At 55.7% G+C, this 25,395-nt stretch carries 22 protein-coding genes and 1 pseudogene; 18 read left to right on the top strand and 5 right to left on the bottom strand.

The annotated features are described in order from the left end of the window. Positions 1 to 86 precede the first annotated feature (86 nt). From OA238_RS22610 to OA238_RS22590, 5 genes are all read left to right on the top strand, one after another. Positions 87 to 1,202 (top strand): aminotransferase, encoded by a 1,116-nt coding sequence (locus OA238_RS22610; RefSeq protein ID WP_015497006.1) that lies wholly within the window; start codon positions 87 to 89, stop codon positions 1,200 to 1,202. A gap of 37 nt (positions 1,203 to 1,239) precedes the next feature. Further along, complete coding sequence (locus OA238_RS22605; RefSeq protein ID WP_015497005.1) at positions 1,240 to 2,028, top strand: exodeoxyribonuclease III; 789 nt, start codon at positions 1,240 to 1,242, stop codon at positions 2,026 to 2,028. 144 nt (positions 2,029 to 2,172) lie between these two features. Continuing rightward, positions 2,173 to 3,084: a thioredoxin family protein gene (locus OA238_RS22600; RefSeq protein ID WP_015497004.1), complete on the top strand. Its 912-nt coding sequence runs from the start codon at positions 2,173 to 2,175 to the stop codon at positions 3,082 to 3,084. A 27-nt stretch (positions 3,085 to 3,111) separates the two neighbouring features. After that, the gene (locus OA238_RS22595; RefSeq protein WP_015497003.1) at positions 3,112 to 3,753 is read left to right on the top strand and encodes an LON peptidase substrate-binding domain-containing protein; all 642 of its coding nucleotides are present in this window, start codon (positions 3,112 to 3,114) and stop codon (positions 3,751 to 3,753) included. After that, positions 3,750 to 3,944, top strand: coding sequence for a Trm112 family protein (locus OA238_RS22590; RefSeq protein WP_044037419.1), 195 nt, complete (start codon positions 3,750 to 3,752; stop codon positions 3,942 to 3,944). Before OA238_RS22595 ends, OA238_RS22590 begins: the two co-directional genes overlap by 4 nt. Positions 3,945 to 3,954: 10 nt before the next feature. Here the strand turns inward: OA238_RS22590 and OA238_RS22585 are convergent, their stop codons facing one another. Beyond that, positions 3,955 to 5,172: a UbiH/UbiF/VisC/COQ6 family ubiquinone biosynthesis hydroxylase gene (locus OA238_RS22585; RefSeq protein ID WP_015497002.1), complete on the bottom strand. Its 1,218-nt coding sequence runs from the start codon at positions 5,170 to 5,172 to the stop codon at positions 3,955 to 3,957. A 79-nt stretch (positions 5,173 to 5,251) separates the two neighbouring features. Between OA238_RS22585 and OA238_RS22580 the strand changes: the two genes are divergently transcribed. The 3 genes from OA238_RS22580 (at position 5,252) to OA238_RS22570 (ending at position 10,902) form a co-directional block, all read left to right on the top strand. Continuing rightward, the gene (locus OA238_RS22580; protein WP_044038663.1) at positions 5,252 to 6,580 is read left to right on the top strand and encodes an amidase; all 1,329 of its coding nucleotides are present in this window, start codon (positions 5,252 to 5,254) and stop codon (positions 6,578 to 6,580) included. 120 nt (positions 6,581 to 6,700) lie between these two features. Beyond that, positions 6,701 to 7,879 (top strand): aminotransferase class I/II-fold pyridoxal phosphate-dependent enzyme, encoded by a 1,179-nt coding sequence (locus tag OA238_RS22575; protein WP_015497000.1) that lies wholly within the window; start codon positions 6,701 to 6,703, stop codon positions 7,877 to 7,879. Positions 7,880 to 7,890: 11 nt separating this feature from the next. Then, positions 7,891 to 10,902, top strand: coding sequence for a DNA translocase FtsK (locus OA238_RS22570; RefSeq protein ID WP_015496999.1), 3,012 nt, complete (start codon positions 7,891 to 7,893; stop codon positions 10,900 to 10,902). 26 nt (positions 10,903 to 10,928) lie between these two features. Here OA238_RS22570 and OA238_RS22565 read toward each other — a convergent pair whose 3' ends face one another. Continuing rightward, positions 10,929 to 12,893 (bottom strand): cation:proton antiporter domain-containing protein, encoded by a 1,965-nt coding sequence (locus tag OA238_RS22565; protein ID WP_015496998.1) that lies wholly within the window; start codon positions 12,891 to 12,893, stop codon positions 10,929 to 10,931. A gap of 249 nt (positions 12,894 to 13,142) precedes the next feature. Here OA238_RS22565 and OA238_RS22560 point away from each other — a divergent pair, with 249 nt between their 5' ends. Then, a complete protein-coding gene (locus OA238_RS22560; RefSeq protein WP_015496997.1) occupies positions 13,143 to 13,760 on the top strand; it encodes a LolA family protein in 618 nt (205 codons plus the stop codon). Between the two features lie 86 nt (positions 13,761 to 13,846). On the opposite strand, the gene OA238_RS22555 is transcribed toward OA238_RS22560, so the two are convergent. Continuing rightward, entirely contained in the window at positions 13,847 to 14,434 is a 588-nt protein-coding gene (locus OA238_RS22555; RefSeq protein WP_015496996.1) for a transglycosylase SLT domain-containing protein, read from the bottom strand. Positions 14,435 to 14,906: 472 nt separating this feature from the next. On the opposite strand from OA238_RS22555, the gene hspQ reads away from it, so the two are divergent. Continuing rightward, positions 14,907 to 15,233 (top strand): heat shock protein HspQ, encoded by a 327-nt coding sequence (hspQ, locus tag OA238_RS22550; RefSeq protein ID WP_015496995.1) that lies wholly within the window; start codon positions 14,907 to 14,909, stop codon positions 15,231 to 15,233. 4 nt (positions 15,234 to 15,237) lie between these two features. Here the strand turns inward: hspQ and OA238_RS22545 are convergent, their stop codons facing one another. Both OA238_RS22545 and OA238_RS22540 read right to left on the bottom strand, forming a co-directional pair. Continuing rightward, on the bottom strand, positions 15,238 to 15,438 hold the full coding sequence (locus OA238_RS22545; RefSeq protein ID WP_015496994.1) for a hypothetical protein: 201 nt from the start codon (positions 15,436 to 15,438) through the stop codon (positions 15,238 to 15,240). Continuing rightward, complete coding sequence (locus OA238_RS22540; protein WP_015496993.1) at positions 15,428 to 17,005, bottom strand: gamma-glutamyltransferase family protein; 1,578 nt, start codon at positions 17,003 to 17,005, stop codon at positions 15,428 to 15,430. Before OA238_RS22540 ends, OA238_RS22545 begins: the two co-directional genes overlap by 11 nt. A gap of 126 nt (positions 17,006 to 17,131) precedes the next feature. Between OA238_RS22540 and OA238_RS22535 the strand changes: the two genes are divergently transcribed. The 8 genes and pseudogenes from OA238_RS22535 (at position 17,132) to OA238_RS22500 (ending at position 25,370) form a co-directional block, all read left to right on the top strand. Further along, on the top strand, positions 17,132 to 18,364 hold the full coding sequence (locus OA238_RS22535; protein WP_015493537.1) for an ISL3 family transposase: 1,233 nt from the start codon (positions 17,132 to 17,134) through the stop codon (positions 18,362 to 18,364). Positions 18,365 to 18,695: 331 nt separating this feature from the next. After that, positions 18,696 to 19,838 (top strand): annotated as a pseudogene (locus tag OA238_RS22530) (thiolase family protein). Positions 19,839 to 19,894: 56 nt separating this feature from the next. Beyond that, on the top strand, positions 19,895 to 20,356 hold the full coding sequence (locus OA238_RS22525; protein WP_044037417.1) for a GAF domain-containing protein: 462 nt from the start codon (positions 19,895 to 19,897) through the stop codon (positions 20,354 to 20,356). A gap of 78 nt (positions 20,357 to 20,434) precedes the next feature. Next, positions 20,435 to 21,004 carry a helix-turn-helix domain-containing protein gene (locus OA238_RS22520; RefSeq protein ID WP_015496990.1) on the top strand — a complete coding sequence of 190 codons (570 nt, stop codon included), beginning with the start codon at positions 20,435 to 20,437 and terminating at the stop codon, positions 21,002 to 21,004. Between the two features lie 14 nt (positions 21,005 to 21,018). Next, on the top strand, positions 21,019 to 21,642 hold the full coding sequence (locus OA238_RS22515) for a LysE family translocator (protein WP_015496989.1): 624 nt from the start codon (positions 21,019 to 21,021) through the stop codon (positions 21,640 to 21,642). Then, a complete protein-coding gene (locus OA238_RS22510; RefSeq protein WP_015496988.1) occupies positions 21,642 to 22,025 on the top strand; it encodes a GFA family protein in 384 nt (127 codons plus the stop codon). The genes OA238_RS22515 and OA238_RS22510 overlap by 1 nt, the downstream gene beginning before the upstream one ends. A gap of 12 nt (positions 22,026 to 22,037) precedes the next feature. Then, entirely contained in the window at positions 22,038 to 24,488 is a 2,451-nt protein-coding gene (locus OA238_RS22505) for a GcvT family protein (RefSeq protein ID WP_015496987.1), read from the top strand. Between the two features lie 3 nt (positions 24,489 to 24,491). After that, entirely contained in the window at positions 24,492 to 25,370 is an 879-nt protein-coding gene (locus OA238_RS22500) for a homocysteine S-methyltransferase family protein (RefSeq protein ID WP_015496986.1), read from the top strand. Positions 25,371 to 25,395 lie beyond the last annotated feature (25 nt).

The raw sequence follows: 25,395 nt of genomic DNA, 5'->3' as shown, positions 1-25,395 counted from the left end.
AAAGGCAAAAATAAGGAACATGGGTCGTGGTGCTGGACGTGTTGGTATGGCACTGGTCAAGTGGGACGCAACAAGGAGTCTGCCCGATGAAAATTGAACCGTTTGGCGTCGAGCAGTGGATGAATGCTTGGGAAACCAAGTGTGAGTTGAATTTGGCAGAAACCTGCGTCGCGTCTTTGACCTTGGCTGAGTTGATGCAGATTGCCGGAACGACGCAACAGATGCCGGCCGATTTGGCCGCGATGCAGATGACCTACGGGGAAATCCGTGGGTCGACGCGTTTGCGTGGCTTGGTTGCAGGGATGTTTGAGGCGCAGAGCGCCGAGAATGTGCTGATCACCCATGGGACGATTGGCGCGAACCATATGGTTTATCAGACGCTTGTCGGCACTGGAGATCATGTGGTCGCCGTGACACCGACGTATCAGCAACATACCGCGATTCCGCGATCCCTTGGGGCTGAGGTGGCGGAAGTGGCGCTGTCAGAGGCGCAGAATTGGTTGCCGGATTGGGATGAGGTTGCAGCGGCCGTGACGCCAGCCACAAAGGTGATTGCGCTGACAAATCCGAACAATCCTACGGGGGCATTGATTGGCCGTGACGGGTTGGAACGGGTGGCGGACATTGCGCGCGGTGTTGATGCGTGGGTGTTGTGTGATGAGGTATATCGCGGCACCGAACAGGGCGAACCAGTGCCGTCGATTGTGGACGTCTACGATAAAGGCATTTCCACAGGGTCCACATCCAAGGCATTTTCGCTGGCGGGGCTGCGGTTGGGATGGATCGTTGGGCCACAGGGATTGTTGGATGATTGTGAAGTACACCGTGATTACACGACCATAAGCGTTGGTATGGTCGATGATTACTTTGCTGCCATGGCGCTTGAGGCCAAGGCCGACGTGTTAGACAGGTCGCGCGACATCACGCGGGGCAATCTGGCGCTGCTGGATGCTTGGGTGCAGCAAGAACCAAAGGCGAGGTATGTAAAGCCGCAGGCGGGGACAACGGCGTTTGTTGCGTTGGATGTGGCGATGGCATCCTATGATCAATGTGTGGCGTTGCTGAAAGACACCGGCGTGATGTTCACACCGGGATCGGCGCTTGGCGTTGAAGGCTACGTTCGAATCGGATTTGCATGTTACCCTGATGTACTTAAAGAAGGGTTAGCGCGGGTGTCGGTGTGGCTGGCAAAGCAGCCGTGACACCGCTAGGGTAAGCCCAAATTTAGGGGAGTTCGACATGTCATTTACGCTGGCCACTTGGAACATCAATTCGGTGCGTCTGCGCGAGGGTTTGGTCGCGCGTTTGATGACGCAAGAAGCCCCCGATGTGCTGTGTTTGCAGGAATGCAAAAGCCCTGTGGACAAGATCCCGCTGGAGCAGTTTCAAGCGCTTGGATATCACCATATGGTGGCACGTGGCCAGAAGGGTTATAATGGCGTTGCGATCTTTTCAAAGATGCCAATCGAAGAAGTCGCGGCTGAGGATTTCGTATCACTTGGCCATGCCCGCCACATCGCTGGCAGGCTTGACAATGGCGTGACGGTTCATAATTTTTACGTGCCAGCTGGCGGCGACAAACCGAACCGTGAAGTGAATGAAAAGTTTGGACAAAAGCTCGACTATCTTACGGAAATGCGGGACTATTTCGGGGCGAACGCGCCGGAGAAATCGATCCTTGTGGGGGACTTGAATATCGCCCCACGGGAGGACGATGTGTGGGATCACAAGAAACTGTTGAAAGTCGTCAGTCACACCCCCGTTGAGGTGGAACATTTGGCGGATGTGCAGGGAGCTGGCGATTGGGTTGACGTGACCCGCGCCGACATCCCGCACGGCAATTTATACAGCTGGTGGAGCTACCGCGCCCCCGATTGGGAATCCGCCGATAAGGGCCGCCGTCTGGACCATGTTTGGGCCACGCCGGACATTGCCAATTCGGCCCATTCGAGCCGCGTTATTCGTGCCGTTCGTGGGTGGGAACAACCCAGCGATCACGCACCAGTTTTTGCGACGTTTGATCTGTAAATCGGGGTGGCATACAGTGTACACAACCTGTGCACATTCTGTATGCCAACGGATGCACAGGAATCGAAAAACCCGACCCCCTTGGCCTTTGGTGTGGGCTTGCCCATATAGATATCAAATAGGATGCACTAATCGGAGGCTAAGATGCTTGAACTCGGTGGACAACAACCCGCAGCGGCGGACGATTTGATAAAAGACAGTGGTGACGCGTCGTTTATGCAGGACGTGATTGAGGTGTCGAAGACGGTGCCGGTGATCGTGGACTTCTGGGCGCCATGGTGTGGCCCGTGCAAGACGCTGGGGCCAGCGCTGGAAGAGGCCGTTAAGAAGGCCGGTGGCCGCGTAAAGATGGTCAAGATCGATGTGGATCAGAACCAAGGCATCGCGGGGCAGCTTAAAGTGCAGTCGATCCCGATGGTTTATGCGTTCTTTAACGGCCAGCCTGTTGACGGGTTTCAGGGCGCTTTGCCACCCAGCGAGATTGAAGCGTTTGTGACCAAGATTGCCGATCTGGCCGGTGAGCCTGACAACGGGCTGGACGACGCGTTGGAGGCGGCTGAGACCATGCTGGCTGATGGCGAATTTGCCGATGCAGCCGAAACCTTTGCGGCCATTCTCGAAGAAGACCCCAACCACGCCGGTGCGTTCGGTGGGTTGGCACGCTGCCATCTGGCGCAAGGTCAAGTGGATGAGGCAGAGGCAGTGCTGAACGGCGCACCAGCGGAAATTTCTGACGCGGCACCGATTGAAGCGGCGCGTGCGGCAATTGAATTGGCGAGACAAGCGGCAAATGCGGGGCCGGTGGCAGAATTGCAGGCTGCGGTTGACGCTGATGAAAACAACCACCAAGCGCGACTTGATCTGGCCGTGGCGCTGCATGCGTCCGGCGACAGCGAAGGCGCGGTTGATCAATTGCTTGATTTGTTCCGGCGGGATCGGGAGTGGAATGACAGCGCTGCAAAAACGCAGTTGTTCACTGTCTTTGACGCAATGAAACCAACGGATCCTGTGGTGCTGAACGGTCGGCGCAGGCTTTCGTCGATGATATTTGCCTGATCGGGTGCGCGGGCTATTTAACTCCTCATGAAAAAACAACCTGACCTCCCAGAAGTAATCCCAATTTTCCCGCTGCCCGGAGCGTTGTTGTTGCCGCGCGCGCAATTGCCGATGCATCTGTTTGAACCGCGCTATTTGACGATGCTGGATGATACGTTGAAATCGGACGGGCGATTGATTGGAATGGTGCAGCCTTACGTAGCGGCTGACGGATCGAAAAAGTTACATTCGATTGGCTGCGCGGGGCGCGTGACGGCGATGTCTGAGACGGAAGATGGTCGATATATGATCACACTGTCGGGCAGGTCGCGGTTTCGCATGCTGGACGAAGTTGAAGGGTTTGCGCCCTATCGCCGTGCGCGGGTGAACTGGGATGGGTTTGGCGCAGATTTGGGCGGCGAGGAAACGGACCCCGGTTTGGATCGCGCCGCACTGATGAACTTGCTTGAGCGGTTTTTTGAAGAACGCGGGCTGAACACCGACTGGGAGTCGATGACGGACGCGGAACCTGAATTGTTGATCAATTCCCTGTCGATGCTGTGCCCGTTTGAGCCAGAAGACCGCCAAGCCCTGTTAGAAGCGCCATCTTTGGTGACCCGTCGGGAAACGCTTGTGACATTGATCGAATACGCGCTTCATGGGGGTGATGATCCGCAGGTCATGCAATGACAGAGACAGACGTGCGTAAGTTCGATCCCAAAATGCTCGAGGCGCTTGTCTGTCCGCAATGTCAGGGGCGACTGACCTATGATGCCGCGGCGCAAGAGCTGACCAGCAGGGCGGCGCATCTTGCCTATCCGATCAGGGCCGGCATTCCGGTGCTGTTGATTGACGAAGCCCGAGTGATCGACAAAGATTAATCTGGCCCGATCAGGTGCGCATCAGGCTGGGTAGATCGCCTGTCAGCCCTGCGGCTTCGCGGATGAAGCGGCGGCGCAGGCTGGGCGCTGAATTGATCAGGCCCATGCCCGTATCGCGAACCGCACGCAGCAGGGAATTGTCGTTTGAGAACAGTTTATTGAAGGTATCTGTTGCGGCAGCAAGCGTTGCGGTGTCAAAGCGTCGCCATTGCTCATAGCGTGTCAGAACCGATGGACTGCCGATGTCTTCGCCGCGCTTTTTCGCGTCTGAAAGCACATCCACGAGGGCGGCAACATCGCGCAGGCCCGCGTTCAGACCTTGGCCCGCAATGGGGTGCATGCCATGCGCTGCGTCCCCGATCAAAGCCACCTTATCTGAGATAAAGCGATTGGCAAGGGTCAGGCCAAGCGGGTAGCTGTAGCGTTTTCCTGTCAATGAAATTTCACCCAAAAAATCGCCAAATGCGGGGCGCAGTGCGTTGAGGAAATCGGGATCATCCATCGCCATGATTTCAACGGCGCGGGCATCCGTTTCTGACCAGACAATAGAACAGCGATTGTGTGGTAGCGGTAAAATAGCAAGCGGGCCGGAGGGCATAAAGAATTGGTGCGCGATACCGCCGTGGGGTTTTTCGTGACCCACCGCGCAAACGATTGCGGTTTGGCCGTAGCCCCAGCCAGTGCGTTTGATACCCGCGCGGGTGACGGTGCCGCTGGTGCGTCCGTCCGCCCCGATGATCAACTTTGCCTTGAGTGTTCGGCCTGAAGCCAGCGTCACCGAGCCTACGTCTTGTGCCACGACGGTTTCGCCGGACAATTGCGTGATGCGATCATTGGCGTCCATCGCGGCCAGTAAGGCGTGGCGTAGATAGCGATCTTCGCACATGAACCCCATGGGGCCTTCTTCTATTTCAGCATGGTCGAAATGCAGCATCCACGGGGCTGGTCCCTCGCCTGCGCGCCCGTCGGTCACTTTGATTTCCAACATAGGTTGGGTGTGGTCTGCGATATCGCCCCAAATTCCGATGTTGCGCAGCAGGCGCATGGAGGCGTGGGCCAAGGCGTATGAGCGGCCATCAAAATCACGTAGACCACGGAGCGGGGCCGGAAGCGTATCAATGACTATGGTGCGCAAGCCGATGTTGGACAGTGCAAGGGCAAGCGTTGGGCCGTTCAGCCCGCCGCCAACAATAATCACGTCCGCTGCTATATTTGTATCAATGTCCATGGATCATAGTATGCGCCCTTTGTCGGGATTGTCCATGTGCGGGATGGTCGCTACCGTCGCCGAAAACAAGGAGAACGCGATGCAAGATTGGCTTTGGGCAACAGCGGCAAATTTGGGGCGTGGGATTGAGTCGGGAGAGATTGACCCAGTTGACCTGTGCGACGTCTATCTGGCGGCGATTGAACAGCATCCGATGCGGGATCGAATCTATGCACGGGTAACCGCGGACCGCGCGCGCAGTGAGGCCGCAGCCGCAAGTGAACGTGCAAAGGCAGGGCAGCGGTTGTCGTCTCTGGACGGGGTGCCGATCAGCTGGAAAGATTTGTTTGATACCGCAGGTGTCGCGACCGAAGCGGGGACTAAATTGATGGAGGGCCGCGTGCCGACGACGGACGCAGAGGTGCTGCGTGTGGCGACGGGCATGGGGCTTGTGTGCCTGGGAAAAACCCACATGAGCGAGATCGCGTTTTCCGGGTTGGGATATAATCCGATGACCGCGACGCCGCCGTGTGTGAATGATCCGGACGCGGTTCCAGGGGGATCATCATCTGGCGCTGCGGCGTCTGTTGCGTTTGGATTGGCGGCGGCGGCTGTCGGGTCGGACACGGGCGGTTCGGTTCGGGTGCCATCGGTCTGGAATGATCTCGTGGGGCTGAAGACGACGTTCGGACGCCTGCCTGTGGCGGGGTCGGTCGCGTTGTGTACCGAATTTGATACTGTTGGACCGCTATGTCGATCCATTGAAGACGCAGCCTTGATGTTGGTAGCACTGGAAGGTGGTCGATCGGTGGATTTGAAGGGTGCATCGGTAAGGGGGATGCGATTTGCGGCGTTGCAGACCGTGGTTATGGATGATGTCGCGGATGCATCGTTGGCGGGATATACAGCAGCATTGGAAAAATTGGCGGCAGCGGGTGCTGAAATCGTGCCACTAGACGTGCCCGTGTTGGAACGCGCCTTTGCGATGTCTTTGCCGCTTTATACGGCGGATGCCTATGCCAATTGGCGCGATTTGGTCGAAGCGGAACCAGATAAAATGTATCACCAGATTTTGCAGCGTGTGCGGGGGGGCAAGGATGTTCTGGCCCATGAATATCTGTCGCTTTGGGCGGAATTGCGTGACATTCGCGGTGTCTATGCTGATGCGACTGCCGGATATGATGCGGTCCTGTGTCCCGGCGTTGCGAATATGCCGCCGAACTTGGAACGGCTGGCGACAGACGCCGATTACTACTTGCAGGAAAACCTGCTGACGCTGCGCAATACGCGGGTCGCGAACCTGATGGGGTTGGCGTCGCTGGCATTGCCTACAGGGGTGCCGTCTGTGGGGATTTTGCTAAATGTTGCCGGGGGCGACGATGAACGTCTCCTGCGGATTGGTGCTGCGGCTGAGGCTGCGCTGGCGTAGACCACGACGTAAAAGCCACACAAGCCACCGCAACTGCATGCTTTTTCTGGACTTAGCAGGGTCGCCTACGGTACTTTGAATGAAAGCGGCCCGTAAATGAGGCCGCAGTTTGAGGCAGTGATGACGTACCCCAAGCGGTTTTCGAACCTTCCGGCCTATGCGTGGCCGCGCTTGCGCGCTTTACTCGACGTCCATGAAGCGGGCGGCGATACTATAAACATGACGATTGGCGAACCGCAGCATCCGTTTCCTGCGTTTGTGCCAGAAATTTTGGCGAAATCAGTCGGTGAGTTCAGCAAATACCCAACGAACGAGGGTGCGCCCGAGTTGTTGGCAGCAATCTGTGGCTGGATCACGCGGCGCTATTCCGTTGATCTGACGCCGAATCGTGTGATGGTTTTGAACGGCACGCGTGAGGGTTTGTATAACGCTGCGATGTCGCTGTGTCCTGAGGTCAAGAATGGAAAACAGCCCGTCGTGCTGGTGCCGAACCCGTTTTATCAGGTCTACGCGATCGCGGCTTTGTCGGTGAATGCGGAACCTGTGATGGTTCCCGCGACCGCTACAACGGGGCATTTGCCAGATTATGCGTCGCTGCCGGTAGATGTCTTGGACCGCACGACGATTGCTTATATCTGCTCGCCTGCCAATCCGCAGGGCGCTGTCGCGTCACGTAAATACTGGGCGACGCTGATTGCCTTGGCCGAAAAGCACGATTTCAAAATTTTCGCGGATGAGTGTTATTCAGAGATTTACCGTGACACGCCGCCAATGGGGGCACTTGAAGCTGCGGTTGCGGCGGGCTGTGATCCTGAACGGGTCGTAGTGTTTCATTCGTTGTCCAAGCGCAGCAACCTGCCCGGATTGCGGTCTGGTTTCGTTGCTAGTGGGCCAAAAAACATTAAGGAAATTCGCCAGTTGCGGGCCTATGCGGGTGCGCCTGTGCCGATGCCAATTCAGCGGGTTTCCGAACGGGTCTGGTCGGATGAGGATCATGTCGTTGCGAACCGTGCCATGTATCAAGACAAGTTTAACGACGCTGATGCGATATTCGCAGGTGTGAACAGCTATACCTCACCTGAAGCGGGATTTTTTCTGTGGCTTCCTGTTGAGGACGGTGAACAGGCCGCATTGAAGCTGTGGCAAGAAACAGGTGTTCGGGTTCTACCGGGCGCCTATCTGAGCCGCCCCGATCCTGCGGGCGATCCGGGCTCAGGATATATTCGGGTCGCACTTGTGGCCCCCAAAGATGAAACGCAGCGTGGTCTGACCCTGATCCGCGACTGTTTGTACACGTGAGGAACGGCAAAATGGCGTCTTATCAATCCCGACAAAGAGATCCCCTGCTTGATAGTGGCACCCAAGCTGCGATTGAAAAACGTGGTCGTGAGCTTGTGGGGATTGGCCTGTTTGTTGTCGGCGTGATGGTCGCGATGATGCTGTGGTCTTACGCGCCCGATGATCCGAATTTCATGTCCGCGACAGACGCTCCCGTTCAAAACTGGCTGGGTCGGCCGGGTGCGTCATTTGCCGCGGCGCTGTTTATGATAGTTGGCTATGCAAGCTGGATGGTCCCGCTCGTGCTGATGGCGTGGGGTTTGCGGTTTACGCTGCACCGCGGTCAGGAACGTGCGGTCGGGCGGGTGATTTTCGCCCCCATCGCGATTGCTGCGACGGCGATATATGCCGCGACATTGAACACAGGCGCTGGATGGGAACAGAGTTTTGGTCTCGGCGGGCACTTTGGCGACATGGTCTTGTCGATCCTTTTGACGGTCTTGCCGTTTGGCACGACGTTCAGCGTGAAACTGATGTCTTTCGTTATGGGCCTTGGTGTAGTGGCGCTGATGGCGTTCGCGTTGGGCTTCACATTGTATGAGATCAGGCGTTTGGGTCGTTTCCTATTGGTAGGCTTGATTGTCACCTATTCAGGAATTCTCAAACTGCTCGGCCAGACAGCATCGGCGTCTTATAAGGGTGCGCAGGCGTTGAATTCCAGAGTTCAGGAGCGCCGTGAGTGGTCGCGCCAAGAGAGGGCCGAAGTTGAGGCGGAAATGGCTGCGGTACGGGCGATCCCGACGCCGTCAGTTGCGCAAGAAACGGCCCGCGTTGCAGCCGTGGTTCGGGCGAACCCAGCGATGCCGACCCGTTACGAAGATTTCGACCCGATTGAGGCACCTGCGCCCCGCACAAGTGCCCCGAAGCCATTGTCTGCGCCCGCACGCGTTACGGAGCCAGCGCAAAAACCAGGCATTTTTGCATCATTGCTGAAACGCGCAGATCCGATGCCTGAACCTGAATTGATTGAAAAACCCGCCCTGCAGGGCGACGTGCCAGCCGCAGATACAGATCGTATTTCGGCACGTATTGCCAACGCCGTGCGCAGCCGCAGTGGACAACCACAAGACGTGCATGTGGCCACGAAACCGGGGGTGAACCCCGCGATCACCGCCGCCATTGCCAGCCGAATAGTGCCGCAATCAACCCGCGTTGAACCGACGATGGGACGCCATTCTGGGCCACAACCGCTGTTGTTGAACACGCAACAAAAGGCGGCCTTGGATCTGGCCGCGCCCAAGCCCGAGCCAGTGGTTGGGGACGTCAAGGAATATACACGGCCCGCAATGGAATATGCATCTGTTGACGTGGCCCCGATGGAAACCCCAGCGGCTTCGTTTTCGCCTGCGTTGATCCGTGTGCCGGAGGCCAAAGCGGTCGTTCAGCATCCGGCCCGCAAATCCGTGCAGCCGTCGCGCCAGGCCAAGGCCGAATCCCAACCCGTGTTGAAGTTCGAGGACAAGCGTCCGGCCTATGAAACGCCACCGCTGAGCCTGTTGTCTTCGCCGGATGAAATCACCCGCCATGTGTTGAGCGATGAAGCGCTGGAAGAAAATGCACGCATGTTGGAAAACGTGCTCGATGATTACGGCGTCAAAGGCGATATTGTGTCTGTGCGCCCCGGTCCGGTTGTCACGATGTACGAACTTGAACCCGCGCCGGGCTTGAAAGCGTCGCGGGTTATTGGTTTGGCAGATGATATCGCCCGTTCCATGTCGGCCTTGTCGGCGCGTGTGTCCACGGTTCCTGGCCGCACGGTGATCGGGATCGAACTGCCGAACGAAAACCGCGAAATGGTCGTGCTGCGCGAGATGCTAAGCGCGCGCGATTTTGGCGACAGCAACATGAAGCTGCCATTGGCGCTGGGCAAAAATATTGGCGGTGAGCCAATCATCGCCAACCTTGCCAAGATGCCCCACTTGCTGATCGCAGGTACCACCGGTTCTGGTAAATCTGTGGCGATCAACACAATGATCCTGAGCTTGCTGTATAAGCTGAGCCCCGAAGAATGCCGCATGATCATGATTGATCCAAAAATGCTGGAACTGTCGGTTTATGACGGTATCCCGCATTTGCTGAGCCCTGTTGTGACTGACCCCAAGAAGGCGGTTGTCGCCCTGAAATGGGTCGTAGGCGAGATGGAAGAACGGTATCGCAAGATGTCCAAAATGGGCGTGCGCAACATTGATGGCTACAATGGTCGCGTAAAAGACGCGCTTGGCAAGGATGAGATGTTCAGCCGCACGGTGCAGACGGGATTTGACGACGACACGGGCGAACCTGTGTTTGAAACTGATGAGTTCAAGCCTGAAGTCCTGCCCTATATTGTGGTGATCGTGGATGAGATGGCTGACCTGATGATGGTTGCCGGTAAAGAGATCGAAGCCTGTATTCAGCGTCTGGCGCAAATGGCGCGGGCGTCGGGTATCCATTTGATTATGGCCACGCAGCGTCCATCGGTGGATGTCATCACGGGCACGATCAAGGCCAACTTCCCAACCCGCATTTCATTCCAAGTGACCAGCAAAATTGATTCGCGCACCATTCTGGGTGAACAAGGAGCCGAGCAGCTTTTGGGTATGGGTGATATGCTGTATATGGCGGGCGGATCGAAGATCATGCGCGTTCATGGGCCGTTCTGTTCGGACGAAGAAGTGGAAGAGATTGTCACCTATCTGAAGGCCTATGGTCCGCCAGAATACTTCAGCGGCGTGGTCGAAGGGCCAGCGGATGATAATGCCAGCAGCATCGACGAGGTCCTTGGTCTGGGCGGCAACACTGACGGCGAAGATGCGCTTTATGATACGGCAGTCGCAATCGTTGCCAAGGATCGCAAATGCTCGACCAGCTACATCCAGCGCAAATTGGCGATCGGGTATAACAAGGCCGCGCGATTGGTTGAGCAGATGGAAGACGAGAATATCGTCAGCGCTGCCAACCATGTTGGCAAACGCGAGATTTTGATCCCAGAACGACAGCAATGATCTGACAGCAATAACTTAACGAGGGGTCACGATTCGTTCGTGACCCCTGATTTTGCATCCGACTGTGCAAGGATCGCTTTGATCTGGCCATTGAGATCTGCGTGCCATCCAGTCGACATGTCGCGAACTTTTGCCATGTACGCCTCGTTCTCGAAGGCTGGAATGTCAGGGTCGTAATGTTCAGCCGCTTCGATCATTGAGCGGCGATCCAGTGCGTTGAAAGCCTCGGTGACTTGCGCGGAGGTTTCCGGCGAATGCCCCAAAGCCTCAAAAGCCGATTTGCCCATCCGAAGGGAGCTGTCGTAGGTCTCGCGGATGATGTCACGACACCCCGCGGCAAACAGATCATAGACGTGGTTACGATCCACAGCGCGGGCAATGACATGCACATGTGGATGGGTGTGCAGCACGTATTTCACCAGTTCGGTGATCTGTTCTTTGCCATCAATTGCGACGACGAAGATCTTGGCCTCATCGATGCCAGCGGAATGCAATAGATCGGGCCGCGTGGCGTCGCCATAATAGGCGCGAAAGCCGAACTTCGCGATCATGTCGATTTGCTTGGATGAATAGTCGATCACAGTTGTCGCGTAGCCCGCACCTTCGAGCATGCGGCGCACCAGCCCACCAACGCGGCCATGACCTGCGACGATGATATGATTTGCTTCGTCAATGGTATCGGTTTCACGGTCCTGATCGGTGTTGAAACGTGGCACGATCACGCGGTCATAAAGGATAAATAACAAAGGGGTCAGAAGCATAGATAGCGCCACGACCAGCAGCAGTTGATCCGCGATAGCGCTTGGAATGACGTTGCTGGCGACGTTGAACGACAACAGCACAAAGCCAAATTCACCAGCTTGCGCGAGGCCAAGGGCGAACAGCCACCGATCACTGCCCCTGATTTTGAAGATCACCGCAAGGATCAGGAGAACAGCTATTTTAAGCGCAATGAGGCCGAGGGTGAGGCCGATGATGAGCATCAGGTTCGCCCCGAGCAGGCCGAAATTGATCCCTGCGCCGACGGTCATAAAAAACAGGCCAAGTAGTAGACCTTTAAACGGATCGATGTCGGATTCCAGTTCGTGGCGGTATTCGGAGTTCGCAAGGACAACCCCCGCGATGAATGTGCCAAGGGCGGGCGATAACCCGACCAGCGACATCAATAGCGCGATGCCGATAACCATCATCAGCGCCGTCGCAGTGAACAATTCGCGCAGGTTCGCGCCCGCGACAAACCGAAAGATCGGCGAGGTCAGGAAGCTGCCACAAAACACAACGGCAGCTACCGCGCCAATGGTGACAAGTGCTGTTTGCCATGGGTTAAGGCCGTCAACGAGGCTCATGCTTTCGCTATGATCGCCATCTGGGCTGGCGTGATCGCCTGTGGTGACGGGGTCACCATGGCTATCGACGAGGACTTCAACATGGGCTGTTTCGCCGTGTGTCACCATGTCGCCAGCAACATCGCCGAGGCCAGACAGAGCCAAAAGCGGAATGAACGCCAGCATCGGGATCACGGCGATGTCTTGGGTCAAGAGCACCGAAAAGCTTGACTGGCCTCCGTCACTTTTCATCAGGCCCTTTTCGTTCAGGGTCTGTAAAACGATGGCGGTGGACGACAGTGCCATGACCAGACCAATCGCCAGCGCGACGGTCCAAACCAATCCGAACGCCAACGCCACGGCCATTACGGCCAGTGTGGTCAGTAAGACTTGCCCGCCGCCAAGACCGATCAGGCGCGCCCGCATCGCCCAGAGCATCTTTGGTTCAAGTTCAAGGCCAACAAGGAACAGCATCATCACGACGCCAAATTCTGCAAAATGCTGGATCGCGATGACATCGACATTTAACAGCGCCAAAACCGGACTAATCAGGATGCCGGCGATCAGGTAACCCAACACCGATCCAAGGCCCAAACGCGATGCAATTGGAACGGAAATTACCCCCGCCACTAAAAATACGAACGCGAGCATCAAGAAACCGGTCATCATTTATCCCCAAATTTTTGAATGGTTAACCTAGGCGGGAACTTCGACGGGCGAAAGGTAGTAACCCATTTGCCTTCGCCGCATGAATATCTTGGGAGATCGTCAGTTCGCTAGTCGGCCCCTTCGCCCTGATGACGGCCACACGCTATCGGTTAACAAATGGCATGATATCGCTTAACCCGCACGGATCACCGATGTTTGTCCTATCGATTGGGTGCAAATCATGCGCCGCCAGATTAGATATGAGATATGAATATGATTACACGCCGACTATGCCTTATGGCCGTCCCCCTTGCGCTTGCAGGGTTCGCGGCTTCGCCATCATTTGCACAGCAATTGTCGTTGGGCCAAGTGTCCGGCTATCTCAATTCGTTCACCAGCGCCGAAGGTGCTTTTACGCAGATCAATGCGGATGGAACGATTTCGACAGGAACGATTTTTATCAAACGGCCGGGGCGTGTGCGGTTTGAATATAATCCGCCCGAGGAATCGCTCGTGGTTGCGGGCGGTGGGCAGGTCGCGATTTTCGATCCGCGATCCAACAATGGGCCGGATCGCTACCCGCTGAACCAGACACCACTGTCGATCATTCTGGAACGCAACATTGATTTCACGCGCACCGATATGGTCACAGGCCATACCAGTGACGGAACAAAAACCACCGTAACCGCACAAGACCCCGATCATCCCGAATACGGAAGTATCCAGATGGTCTATACGGCCAATCCTGTTGAATTGCGCCAATGGATCGTCACGGACGATACAGGTCAGCAGACGACGGTAATTTTGGGTGATCTTGAGAAGGATGGCCGTGTGCCTGATATCCTGTTCAACATCCAGCGTGAGATGCGCAACTGGGCGAACTGATGTCGTCGCAGAATTGCCCAAAGCAATAGAAACAACTAAGCGCGCCCCGAAGTTGGGACGCGCTTTTTATTTGTATGACGTGCCGTTCAGCGGAACTGTCGGCAATTTTGCAATTGTGCGTCGTACAACACGGCGCGGTCCCTAATTTCGCCGGCGATGCGCATCAGCCAAGGTTTTGAGCGATATGTCCCGCGACGCCACCCTGTTCGACCATCGTGATAGGCCAGATACTGGTTGTAAGTGTCATTCAGAGGTATCGAATTTTCACGCACGGTTGCGGCCATATACCAACCCATGAAATCTGTCGCGTCGGCAATGTCGGTCCGGTTTGACCGGCGTCCACCCTGCTGATCTACGTATTCTTCCCATGTTCCGTCCAACGCTTGGCTGTAGCCAAGGGCGGATGATTGGCGGCCCGTTGGGATGATCCCCAACGCGTAGGTATGCGGCGGACGGTTATCGGCAATAAATTTGCTTTCTTGGTAGATCATTGCCATCAAAACGTGGGTATCCACACCCCAATTTCGTTCAGCCTGTTTGAAGGCGCGCACATAATGCGGGCGTTCGGTTAGAATGGAACAGGCGTTGTCCAGATTGCGCGGCGCTGAAGCGTCTCGGGCTGCACAGCTTCCCAAGATCATTAATAACAGGGCGGCGCGAAAGAGTTTGCTCATCTGCCTCTCGCTTCTTTTATTTTTTTATTGCGAGTAGTTTAACGGATGTGGGGCGGTCTGGGAACCGGTTTTGCGCATGGGTTAGATCACAACCACCTTGATGAGCGGTAAAATGAGCACCGACAGGTACGTTGATGCACAACAAGCCTTGCGGAAACGCTGCAACAGGCCCGCTACGCTGACAGACTCCGCGCCGTAACGTTCAGCCAGCGATAAGGGAGGTGACGATAGCGGCGGTGGCGGTTAGTGCTGTCAGTTTGGAACTCATGACCGATGATTTTATAACAACTTCAGGATGTTATCATTTGCCAGCTTTGCCCAAACCAATCCAACATCTGCCAAAAGAAAGACTGGGGCGAGGATTCTCAACACGCTCAAGTTTAGCAATACAGTTTGTTCCCTTTAATTTTACCTTGTTTGCATGGACTCATGTGGGCCGACCCGTCTAGTAACGACCAAGGGGCTAAAAAACATGCTGAAGACACGTGCGAAATATCATTTGGGCCAAGTGGTTCGCCACCGCAAACATCCGTTTCGCGGGGTTGTTTTTGATGTGGACGCCATGTTTACCAATACCGAAGAATGGTACGAGGCTATCCCTGAAGAAGCGCGCCCCCAAAAGGATCAGCCGTTTTACCATCTGCTGGCCGAAAACGATCAATCCTATTACGTGGCCTATGTCTCTGAGCAGAACTTGGTCGCGGACTATTCGGGCCAGCCAGTGGATCACCCCGATCTAGATGATTTGTTTGGCCCGTTTGAAGACGGTCAGTATCCGCTGCATTTCCAACTGAACTAGCGCGTTAGTCTTGCGTCCTTTTTGACCAAAAGAACAACATCCCCCCGAACGAAAACATCGCCGCGTAGATTGCTGCATACAGCGTCGCGTCCGGCACGCCGTTTAGGGCGTCGTTCACCGCCGTCCCGCACAGCAGGCCACCCGCCAGCATGAACGCCAGTCCGAACGTGCGCGCCAGCCGTTTTTTGAGCGCTTCAATATCCAAGTGCTATCCCATCTTTACGCGGATCGCTGGCCCCTTCGAGGACACCATCGTCGCGTAACACGATTGCTTGCGCCCCGCCAATCGGCTTTGTCGCGCGTTTGACGATGTGGCCTTTGTCAGCCAAAGCCTGCGCGACGCTGTCGGCGTAGCCAGTTTCCACCGTCAGCCCACCGTGTTCGGCAAAGCAACGCGGCGCGTCGATGGCGGTTTGGACGTCCATACCAAAATCTTGCATGTTGGTCAGCAATCGCGCGTGGCCGCAGGGCTGGTACGCACCGCCCATAACGCCGAATGGCATTTTGATTTTGCCAGAACGTTTGACCATGCTCGGTATGATTGTGTGCAGCGGACGTTTGTTGCCCATGGCCTCATTTGGATGACCCTGTTCAAGAGTGAAGCCTGCGGCGCGGTTGTGGAACAGGATGCCGAATTTGTCAGATGCGAGGCCTGATCCAAACGCCTCAAAGATGGAATAAATCAGCGACACGCACATGCGATCCTTGTCGACCACGGTGATATAAACTGTGTCCTTGTGAACCGCCTGTGCGCTGGGCAGGGATGAGGGCAGGGCCGTGTTAGGGTCGATAAGCCCTGCCAGTTTCGCCGCCGTATCTGCAGACAACATATGCTCTAGCCGCGCGGTGTGATCGGGATCGGCCACAACGCGGTTGAGGGTGTCATAGGCAAGTTTCGCGGCTTCTGCTTCCAGATGTGCGCGCTGTGTCCCCAACGGATCCAGCCCCGCAATATCAAAATGTTTCAGAATGTTGAGCATCAAAATCGCTGTCGCGCCTTGGCCGTTTGGCGGGTGTTCGACCAGTTCGATGTCTTTGTAGGCGCCCGATATCGGTGTAGTGTAATCGCTGCGCACATTGGCAAAATCATCCAAGCTGTGGGTGCCGCCTGCCGCATTCAGGGATGCGACCATGTCTTGTGCAACTTCGCCTTCATAAAAACCGGCGCGCCCGTCCATCGCGACCCGTCGCAGAACATCTGCCTGACCTGATGCGCGGAATTTCTGACCGAGGCTCAGGGCTTTGTCCTGCAACATGAAATGCGTCCGACCGGCGCCGCGCAGCGTGCCGCCTGACCGCGCATAATCAAACGCAACCCGCGGGGCGACTGGCACGCCTGCGTCGGCGTAATGAATTGCAGGGGCAAGGATCGCCTTGAGCCCGATTTTGCCGTGGTCTTTGGCCAGCCGAATAAATCCGTCCATCGCGCCAGGCAGGCTGATGGCGTGTACCGATGAAATGGGCAGATGATCCAACCCGTCGGCCCGCAACTTTGCGGCGTCTAGTCCAGCTGGCGCGCGACCGGACGCGTTCAGTGCATGAACGTCATCGCTGCCCGCCAAATTGAACAAACAAAACGCATCACCACCGATACCGGCGGATTGCGGTTCACAGATGCCAAGCAAAACAGCCCCTGCGATGGCGGCATCCATGGCGTTGCCGCCCGCTTCGAGGATTTGCACCGCGACCTTTGCGGCCAGCGGGTGCGATGTGGCGCAGATGCCGTTGTCAGCAAAAACGGCGGATCGGCCCGGTTGTTGGAAATCGCGCATGGTCTCTCCCTTGATTGAAGAAGATCATAGCGGCTCTTCTCCGCTTTGTTGAGTAAGAAAAGATGCTGACCATCAAGTAACCTGTTGATATGTTAGGTTTCTGACAACTTTACATAGGGCAGGTATATGACCATCGACATCTCGCAACATATTTTACGCCTGAAGGGGCAACGTGTAAATGAAATTGAGCTGGCTGAAGACGGTGCGAAGGTTATTGTTCAGTGCAGTCGGGATGCCCGCAGGAGCGCTATAGACCCTGCAACCGGCAAGAAGGGTAGCATCAACCAACATATTCGCCGACAAGTAAACGACATCCCGTTTTTTGGGTATCCTTGTGTGATTGAGATTGAGCTAGCGCAGGTTTTTATTAGCAAGGGTGAGCGCCGCATTGAGGCGTGTCCTTTTGTTGATAAAGGGTGCCGTTTCACCCATCGATTTTGCCATCTTATCAGTGGATTGTGCCGTCATTTATCCATTCTGGCTGTCTCCAGGCATTTAGGTATACGATGGGAGACGGTAAAGAATATCGACAAGGCATACCTGATGGAAACGCTCCCTGCGCTTGATCCCGCACAGCTTGCTGGCTTGGAATACATTGGTGTCGATGAAGTGGCCCGGGCGAAAGGTCATGACTATATGACGGTGGTCTACGATATGGTCGGAGGGCATCTGATCTGGGTGGAAGCCGGTCGAACTGCCGAAGTTTTTTCAAGGTTTTTGAAACAGCTGCGGCCAGATACAGCCCATAAAATAAAGGCCGTGTCGATGGATATGGGGCCTGCCTACCAAAAGGCTGTCAGGGAGTCCTTGCCGATGGCCGACATCGTATTTGACCGTTTCCACGTCATGAAAAACTACAGCAAGGCTATCCATAATCAGCGTCGCCTTGAGTTCAGGAAGGCCGATCAAAGTGGTAAAGAGTTGATGAAGGGCACGCATTATCTGTTGCTCAAAAATGCGGATAAGTTGAATGAAAAACAAAGTAACAAGCTGCAAACGTTGCTGGAGAGCAATAGCAACCTGAATACGCTTTACGTCTTAAAAGAACAGCTTCAGGCTCTGTGGAGCGCCCCATCATTTGAGGGGATGTCAGAGCAACTGGAAAATTGGTGCCTGATCGCAGATCAGTCACACATGCTCTATCTGAAAAAGTTCGCAAAATCCCTAAGAAAACATTGTGTGGGCATATGCAACTACGCGAAACACAAGCTGACAAGCGCCAGGATAGAGGCTGGTAATGTCAGTATAGGAATGATCCGCAAACGAGCCAGGGGCATCAGGGATACCGAATACTTCAAACTCAAAATTAGACAATCATCCATCCCAGATAATCAATCTATGTTCTATTTGAAATCCTAGAATAACTCAACAAAGCGGAGAAGAGCCATCATAGCGCCATGGTGGTGGTGGGAAAGGCCGCAAAGCTTTATTTCCGTTAGGGAATCCACTTTGCGCTATGAGTGGATCATAGATCCAAACTTAAGGTGTGCGAGGATCGTAGATCCCAACCTAAAAATTGCGAGGATCATAGATCCTCGACGTCACGCACTGGGTGGGGGCAATTACACGTGACGCCGAGGTTAGCCTATGAAGCTACAAGTCCTTTTCTGACATTGGATTCGGGTGAGGATGCGAAAAATTGTGGGGCAGTTTTGTGGTTTTTCAGACTTAGCAGGTTGAGGAGGCGGAGATGAACAAAGTAGTGATCGCAGGGGCGGCGCGCACGCCTATGGGCGCTTTCGCAGGACTGACGGCGCCGGTACTTGGAGGGGCCGCGATGAAGGCAGCCTTGGCTGGTTACGGTTTGGTGGACGAAGTTTAGATGGGCTGCGTATTGCCTGCGGGATTGGGCCAAGCACCAGCGCGTCAAGCAGGGTTCTTGGCAGGTCTTTGCGAAAACGTCCCCGCGACGACGCTGAACAAGATGTGTGGATCAGGGATGAAGGCGGCGATGATCGGGTTTGATCAAATCACGCTGGGACAAACGCAGCGCATGCTGGTCGGCGGAATGGAAAGCATGAGTAATGCGCCGTACTTGCTGCCAAAGATGCGGGACGGCGCGCGGATTGGCCATGGAACATTGATAGATTCGATGTTTCTGGACGGGTTGGAAGACGCCTATGACACGGGGCGCTTGATGGGGAGTTTCGCAGAGGACTGCGCGCAGAGCTATCAGTTTACCCGTGAGGCGCAGGATGAGTATGCGCTGCGATCTCTGAAGCGGGCGTTATCGGCGCAAACGTCGGGGGCATTTGATGCTGAGATCACGCCCGTAGAGGTGGCAGGCCGAGCGGCGCAAACCACGGTGTCGGTCGACGAACAGCCCGCAAACGCGCGGCCAGATAAGATACCTTTGTTAAAGCCTGCGTTTCGTGAGGGCGGCACGGTAACGGCGGCCAACAGTTCCAGCATTTCGGATGGGGCGGCGGCCCTACTTTTGACAACGGATAAAACTGATCTGCCAATCCGCGCCTACATTCGCGGCCACGCCAGTCACGCCCAAGCGCCAAACCTGTTTACAACTGCGCCTGTTCCGGCGGCGCAAAAACTGCTCGACCAACTTGGGTGGGACAAGAACAGTGTCGATTTGTGGGAGGTCAATGAGGCCTTCGCGGTTGTTCCAATGGCGTTCATGCGCGAGATGGATTTGCCGCCTGACATCGTCAATATCAATGGCGGCGCTTGCGCGCTCGGGCATCCGATTGGCGCGTCCGGTGCGCGGATTATTGTGACCTTGCTGCATGCTTTGGAAACCCACAATCTAAAACGTGGCATAGCCGCGATCTGCATTGGGGGTGGCGAAGGGACGGCGATTGCGATTGAACGCCCTTAGGTTTTTGCGCTTCTTTGGCTCTAAATACCTAAACCCAACCTTTTTTTGCGGGAGGCATGATGCCCGATTACGACACTCTCACCAAGACAATCGCCAGCTTAACGCAGGGCGAGGATGACGCCGTTGCGTTGATGGCAACCGTTGCGTGTGAAGTGCATCACTTCGACGCGCGGTTTGATTGGACCGGGTTTTACCGCGTGACGGGGCCAGAGATGCTTAAGATTGGGCCGTATCAGGGTGGGCACGGGTGTTTGCAGATCCCGTTTTCGCGTGGGGTTTGTGGCGCGGCGGCGCGCACGGGCGAGGTGCAGTTGGTCGCGGACGTTGAGGCATTTGACGGGCATATCGCCTGCGCCAGTTCCACGCGGTCGGAATTGGTCTTGCCGGTGTTCAACGAGGCCGCAGAATTGATTGCGGTGTTTGATATCGACAGTGATCAGCCGGATGCCTTCACCGCTGAAGATGCCACACATATGGCTGCAATCTTGAAGAGTGTTTTCAGCGTCGTCACTAAATAAAATCTGATTGGTGAAAAAATCCTTTGAATTTTCACAAACTCGTGTCACGACTTTGGTCAGACAGGGAGTTTGCAGCAAGTGATTCACGCGCCATCGCCAGAAATCCACACGCTTGGGGCTGACATTCGTGCCTTGCGAAAAGCGCGCGGGCTGACGTTGTCGGGATTGGGTAAAACGCTGGGGCGGTCGGTTGGCTGGTTAAGCCAGGTTGAGCGTGACATGTCTGAACCGTCAATTACCGATCTGCGCCATATAGCATCGGTCTTGGATGTATCGGTGTCCAGTCTGTTCCGGTCAGCGGCGCCGGAACACGAACGGGGCATGATTGTTAGGGCAGACGCGCGCCGTCCTATCGGGTCACGCCCTGCGGGCTTGGTTGAGGAACTTTTGTCCCCCGATCTGACGGATGATTTTGAGATGGTCCATTCGACCTTTGAGGCCAATTCCGAGATCACCGAAGAAGTTATGCGTCCGACACAAGAAGTTGGATATATCGTGTCTGGCCGCCTTGATTTGTGGATCGCAGGTAAGACCTTTTCACTGAACGCAGGTGACAGTTTTCGCATTCGTGGCGAAGCCTTTCGCTGGATGAACCCCTACGCCGCGCCCTGCGTTGCGATCTGGGTCATCGCGCCACCAATCTATTGAGGGTGATGTAATGAATGACGTTTGAAGCATGGACCATATTCGCGCTGTTCTGGGCGGTTTTTGTCACCACGCCGGGGCCGAATGCCGTGAATTGCATTTCAAACGGGATGAGTTTGGGGTTCGTGCGCAGCTTGCCAGGTGTTGCTGCGATCTTGACACAGGCTTCCTTGTTTTTGGCATTGTCAGCGCTCGGTGTGACGGCGTTGCTTGCTGCGTCCGAGGTGGCGTTTTCAGGGGCAAAGCTCATTGGCGCGGGGTTCCTGATCTTTCTTGGAGTTCGCGGCTGGATCATGGCGTCGCGACCTGTTCAGCCAACGTCAGCGCCCAAGGGGCGCGTCTATTGGCGGGCCTTGGCAATTGCGGTCATCAATCCCAAAAGTGTTGCCGGATACCTTGCCGCATTTAGCCAGTTCGTGCAGCCTGACGTGCCGATTGGACAACAGATGTGGGTGATTGTGCCCACGGCCCTAACGCTGACGGCGTGCAGTTACCTGACGTTTACTGCCCTTGGTGCTGGGCTTGGACGCGCGGCGCTGGGGGCTGTGTTCAACGTTTGGTTCCGGCGTGTGATGGCCGTGTGTTTCATTATTTACGGCGTTCTTTTGGGCGCAAGCCAACCGACGATAGGGAGAGCGTGATGCACCAAGGGCGTTGTGAATGTGGGGCCGTGGCCTTTGAGGTCAAAAACCTGCGAGCCGAAATTACCATGTGCCACTGCAGCCAATGTCGCCGGTTGAGTGGGCATCATTGGGCGGCGACGCGGGCAATCTTAGACGAAGTTGTGTTCACCAACCAAGTTGGGCTGACGTGGTTTGCATCATCCGACTGGGCCAAGCGCGGGTTTTGTAATCGCTGCGGGTCCAGCCTGTTTTACCGCATGAACGACGAAGACGGCATTGGCATTGCGGCCGGTGCGTTCGACAATCCGACAGGATTTGTAGCAGGCAAACATATTTTTACAGCCGACAAAGGCGACTTTTACACCATTGCGGATGACGCACCGCATATCGAGAAATATTAGGGAACAAAGACCATGGCAGATTTTCCAACCACGGCCCGTGTGGTCATTATCGGCGGCGGCGTCATCGGCACGTCAACATTGTTCCATCTGGCCCGTGCCGGATGGAAGGACTGTGTGCTGCTTGAAAAGAACGAATTGACCGCTGGTTCTACTTGGCATGCTGCGGGAAACTGTCCGAACTTTGCGCCCAATTGGGCCGTGATGAACATGCAGCGTTACGGTTTGGAACTGTATCGCGGTTTGGCCGATGATGTTGATTATCCGATGAACTACCACGTCACCGGATCGCTGCGTTTGGCGCATTCCAAAGAACGAATGCAGGAGTTTGCTAAAGTGTCCGGACAAGCCCGTTATCAGGGACTTGAGATGGATATTTTGACCAATGCTGAAATCAAAGAACGCCATCCGTTTCTCGAAACCCATGATCTTGCGGGCGGCATGTGGGATGCACTGGACGGCGACATTGACCCAGCACAGCTGACGCAGGCCTTGGCCAAGGGTGCGCGCGCGGCGGGCGGTCATATCGAACGGTTCTGTCCGGTGACGGGCATAGGTCGGGATGGTGATGAATGGATTGTGAAAACTGAAAAGGGTGACATCCGCGCCGAGATTGTTGTGAACGCCGCTGGTTACTATGCGCAGCGTGTTGGTGAGATGTTCAAGCCGTTCGGGGGGCGCACCGTGCCGATGGTCGTCATGTCGCATCAGTATTTCCTGACCGAACCCATCGCCGAGCTTGAGGCGTGGACCAAAGAGGTCGGGCACAAAGTCCCCCTCGTGCGCGATGTCGATATTTCCTATTATCTGCGGCAGGATAAGAACGGTCTGAACCTTGGCCCCTATGAGCGGAATTGTAAGGCGCATTGGGTGACGCCGGACGATCCAATGCCTGACGATTTCTCGTTTCAGCTGTATCCCGATGATCTGGATCGACTGGAATTCTACATCGAAGACGCGATGGCGCGTTTGCCGTTGTTGGGCGAGGCTGGCATTGGCCGCAATATCAATGGCCCGATCCCTTATGCGCCAGATGGTCTGCCGATGGTCGGGCCGATGCCCGGTGTGAAGAACGCGTTTGAGGCGCATTCGTTTACCTTCGGGATCGCCCAAGGCGGTGGTGCGGGTAAGGTCATGGCGGAATGGATCATGCACGGCGAAACAGAACTGGACATGTGGTCCGTCGATCCGCGCCGCTACACCGATTATGCCGATCACGACTATTGCCTGTCCAAGGCGCTTGAAACGTATGGCTATGAGTACGGAATGCATTTCCCGCATCACGAATGGCCAGCGGGCCGCGATAAGAAGCATTCGACGTTGCAGTCGCGGTTGCAGGACGCGGGCGCGCAATTCGGGGCGTATAACGGCTGGGAACGCGCAAACTGGTTTGCCAAAGACGGTGACGATACCACTGAGGACTCGACACAAACTTGGGACCGCGATGGGCCGTGGGAGACGCGTATTCGCGAGGAAGTCGAAGCGGTGCGCGATGGCTGTGGGATGCTGCCCATCACGGGGTTCAGCCGCATCAAGATTGAAGGGGTCGGCGCCAAGGATTTTGTTGACGGGCTAAGCGCGTCGCGTCTTCCTGCGCCGGGCCGTGTCAGCCTTGCCTATTTCCCCGACAGCCGTGGGCGCATCCTGACGGAAACCTCAATCATGGTGCACAGCGACACCGAAGTTGGTCTGATTTCGGCTGCGACTGCGCAGTGGCACGACGCTGAGATTTTTTCGCGCCAAGCGCCTGACGGGATTACGGTGACGGATCATACTAAGGCTGCGGAATGCCTGTTGGTCACTGGGCCAAAGGCATGCGACATTTTGGGGCCGCTGGTTGGCGGGCACGATCTGTCCAGACCGTGGTTGAGTGCGAGTTTTGACGGCACCGTCGCGCGGCAACCATGTGCGTTGATCCGCGTTTCGTTCGCGGGTGAATTGGGTTGGGAAATCCATGCCGCCCCCGACGCGATGCCTGCGATATGGGATGCATTATTGGATGCAGGGGTTGCACCGTTCGGCATGTATGCGCTGAATTCGATGCGGATCGAAAAGGGTTACCGCGCGTGGAAGGGCGATCTGTCCACAGACTATTCGCTGATCGAAGGCGGGCTCGATCGCTTTATCAAGTTCGACAAACCGCAGGATTTCCCTGGGAAGGTGGCGTTGCTGGCGGAAAAACAGCAGGGTCGAAAGAAAGGGTTTGTCACGCTGGTCATGGACGCTGGTGACACTGACGCGCCCTATATGGCGCCGATTTGGCATGGCGATGAGATCGTCGGCGAAGTCACGTCTTGCGCCATGGGATATCGCACCAATAAATGCATCGCCTTGGGTATGGTTCGCGCTAATCTCTTGGCGGTTGGCACTGAATTGGAGGTCGATGTCTATGGCAAACGCCACAAGGCAATTGTGCAAGAAGATGCGCCGCTTTGGGACCCCAGCAACGAACGCATAAAGGCTTAAACGATGACGCAGATTACACTTTTGGACGGTGGCATGGGGCAGGAACTGGTGCACCGTGCTGGTGATCGGCCAACGCCGCTTTGGTCAACGCGGGTGATGCTGGATCACCCCGGCATGGTCGCTGGGGTGCACCGTGATTTTGCCGCCGCCGGTGCGACGATTGCCACGACCAACACGTATGCCATTCACCACGACCGGCTGACCGGTACGGGGCTTGAGGAGCAATTCGAAGCCTTGCATCGCATGGCGCTGGCTGAGGCAAAGGAATCGGGGGCCATGCGCATTGCAGGGTCCATCGGGCCGTTGGTCGCGTCCTATCGTGCGGATGTCATGCCACCATATGATTTTGCTGTGCCGAAGTTCGAAGAAGTCGCGCGGTTGATTGGCGCGGACGTTGATCTGATCCTGTGCGAAACGGTTGTTTCGATAGATCATGCGCGGTCTATTCTGGCGGGCGCCAAGGCGGCAGAAAAACCGATCTGGATCGCGTTTTCAGTCAGTGATCGCGATGGGACTTTGTTGCGATCTGGTGAACCTTTGACGGATGCTTTGTCGGTTGTCGGGATCGCTGAGGCGGTATTGGTGAATTGTTCGGCACCCGAAGCAATTCCGGCGGCGTTGGATATATTGGCGACGTGCGGCAAGCCTTACGGGGCATATGCCAATGGTTTTGAGACAATCACTGAGGGTTTCCTCAAGGACAAATCAACCGTTGATGCCTTGGCGATGCGACGTGATTTTACGCCTGACCTTTACGCTGATCATGCGATGCGTTGGGTCGATCACGGAGCGACGATTATTGGCGGCTGTTGCGAAGTCAGCCCCGCACATATTGCAGAAATTGCCAGCCGCCTGACCGCTGCTGGGCACACGATCATATAGCGCACCTTTGGTGCGACATCATTTA

Source organism: Octadecabacter arcticus 238, assembly GCF_000155735.2.
Classification (GTDB): domain Bacteria; phylum Pseudomonadota; class Alphaproteobacteria; order Rhodobacterales; family Rhodobacteraceae; genus Octadecabacter; species Octadecabacter arcticus.
This window is presented reverse-complemented; position numbering and strand designations above follow the sequence as displayed.

Coding starts and splice junctions, on each gene's coding strand:
- OA238_RS22610 (WP_015497006.1), top strand. CDS start 87: ATGAAAATTGAACCGTTTGGCGTCGAGCAGTGGATGAATGCTTGGGAA.
- OA238_RS22605 (WP_015497005.1), top strand. CDS start 1,240: ATGTCATTTACGCTGGCCACTTGGAACATCAATTCGGTGCGTCTGCGC.
- OA238_RS22600 (WP_015497004.1), top strand. CDS start 2,173: ATGCTTGAACTCGGTGGACAACAACCCGCAGCGGCGGACGATTTGATA.
- OA238_RS22595 (WP_015497003.1), top strand. CDS start 3,112: ATGAAAAAACAACCTGACCTCCCAGAAGTAATCCCAATTTTCCCGCTG.
- OA238_RS22590 (WP_044037419.1), top strand. CDS start 3,750: ATGACAGAGACAGACGTGCGTAAGTTCGATCCCAAAATGCTCGAGGCG.
- OA238_RS22585 (WP_015497002.1), bottom strand. CDS start 5,172: ATGGACATTGATACAAATATAGCAGCGGACGTGATTATTGTTGGCGGC.
- OA238_RS22580 (WP_044038663.1), top strand. CDS start 5,252: ATGCAAGATTGGCTTTGGGCAACAGCGGCAAATTTGGGGCGTGGGATT.
- OA238_RS22575 (WP_015497000.1), top strand. CDS start 6,701: ATGACGTACCCCAAGCGGTTTTCGAACCTTCCGGCCTATGCGTGGCCG.
- OA238_RS22570 (WP_015496999.1), top strand. CDS start 7,891: ATGGCGTCTTATCAATCCCGACAAAGAGATCCCCTGCTTGATAGTGGC.
- OA238_RS22565 (WP_015496998.1), bottom strand. CDS start 12,893: ATGACCGGTTTCTTGATGCTCGCGTTCGTATTTTTAGTGGCGGGGGTA.
- OA238_RS22560 (WP_015496997.1), top strand. CDS start 13,143: ATGAATATGATTACACGCCGACTATGCCTTATGGCCGTCCCCCTTGCG.
- OA238_RS22555 (WP_015496996.1), bottom strand. CDS start 14,434: ATGAGCAAACTCTTTCGCGCCGCCCTGTTATTAATGATCTTGGGAAGC.
- hspQ (WP_015496995.1), top strand. CDS start 14,907: ATGCTGAAGACACGTGCGAAATATCATTTGGGCCAAGTGGTTCGCCAC.
- OA238_RS22540 (WP_015496993.1), bottom strand. CDS start 17,005: ATGCGCGATTTCCAACAACCGGGCCGATCCGCCGTTTTTGCTGACAAC.
- OA238_RS22535 (WP_015493537.1), top strand. CDS start 17,132: ATGACCATCGACATCTCGCAACATATTTTACGCCTGAAGGGGCAACGT.
- OA238_RS22525 (WP_044037417.1), top strand. CDS start 19,895: ATGATGCCCGATTACGACACTCTCACCAAGACAATCGCCAGCTTAACG.
- OA238_RS22515 (WP_015496989.1), top strand. CDS start 21,019: ATGACGTTTGAAGCATGGACCATATTCGCGCTGTTCTGGGCGGTTTTT.
- OA238_RS22510 (WP_015496988.1), top strand. CDS start 21,642: ATGCACCAAGGGCGTTGTGAATGTGGGGCCGTGGCCTTTGAGGTCAAA.
- OA238_RS22505 (WP_015496987.1), top strand. CDS start 22,038: ATGGCAGATTTTCCAACCACGGCCCGTGTGGTCATTATCGGCGGCGGC.
- OA238_RS22500 (WP_015496986.1), top strand. CDS start 24,492: ATGACGCAGATTACACTTTTGGACGGTGGCATGGGGCAGGAACTGGTG.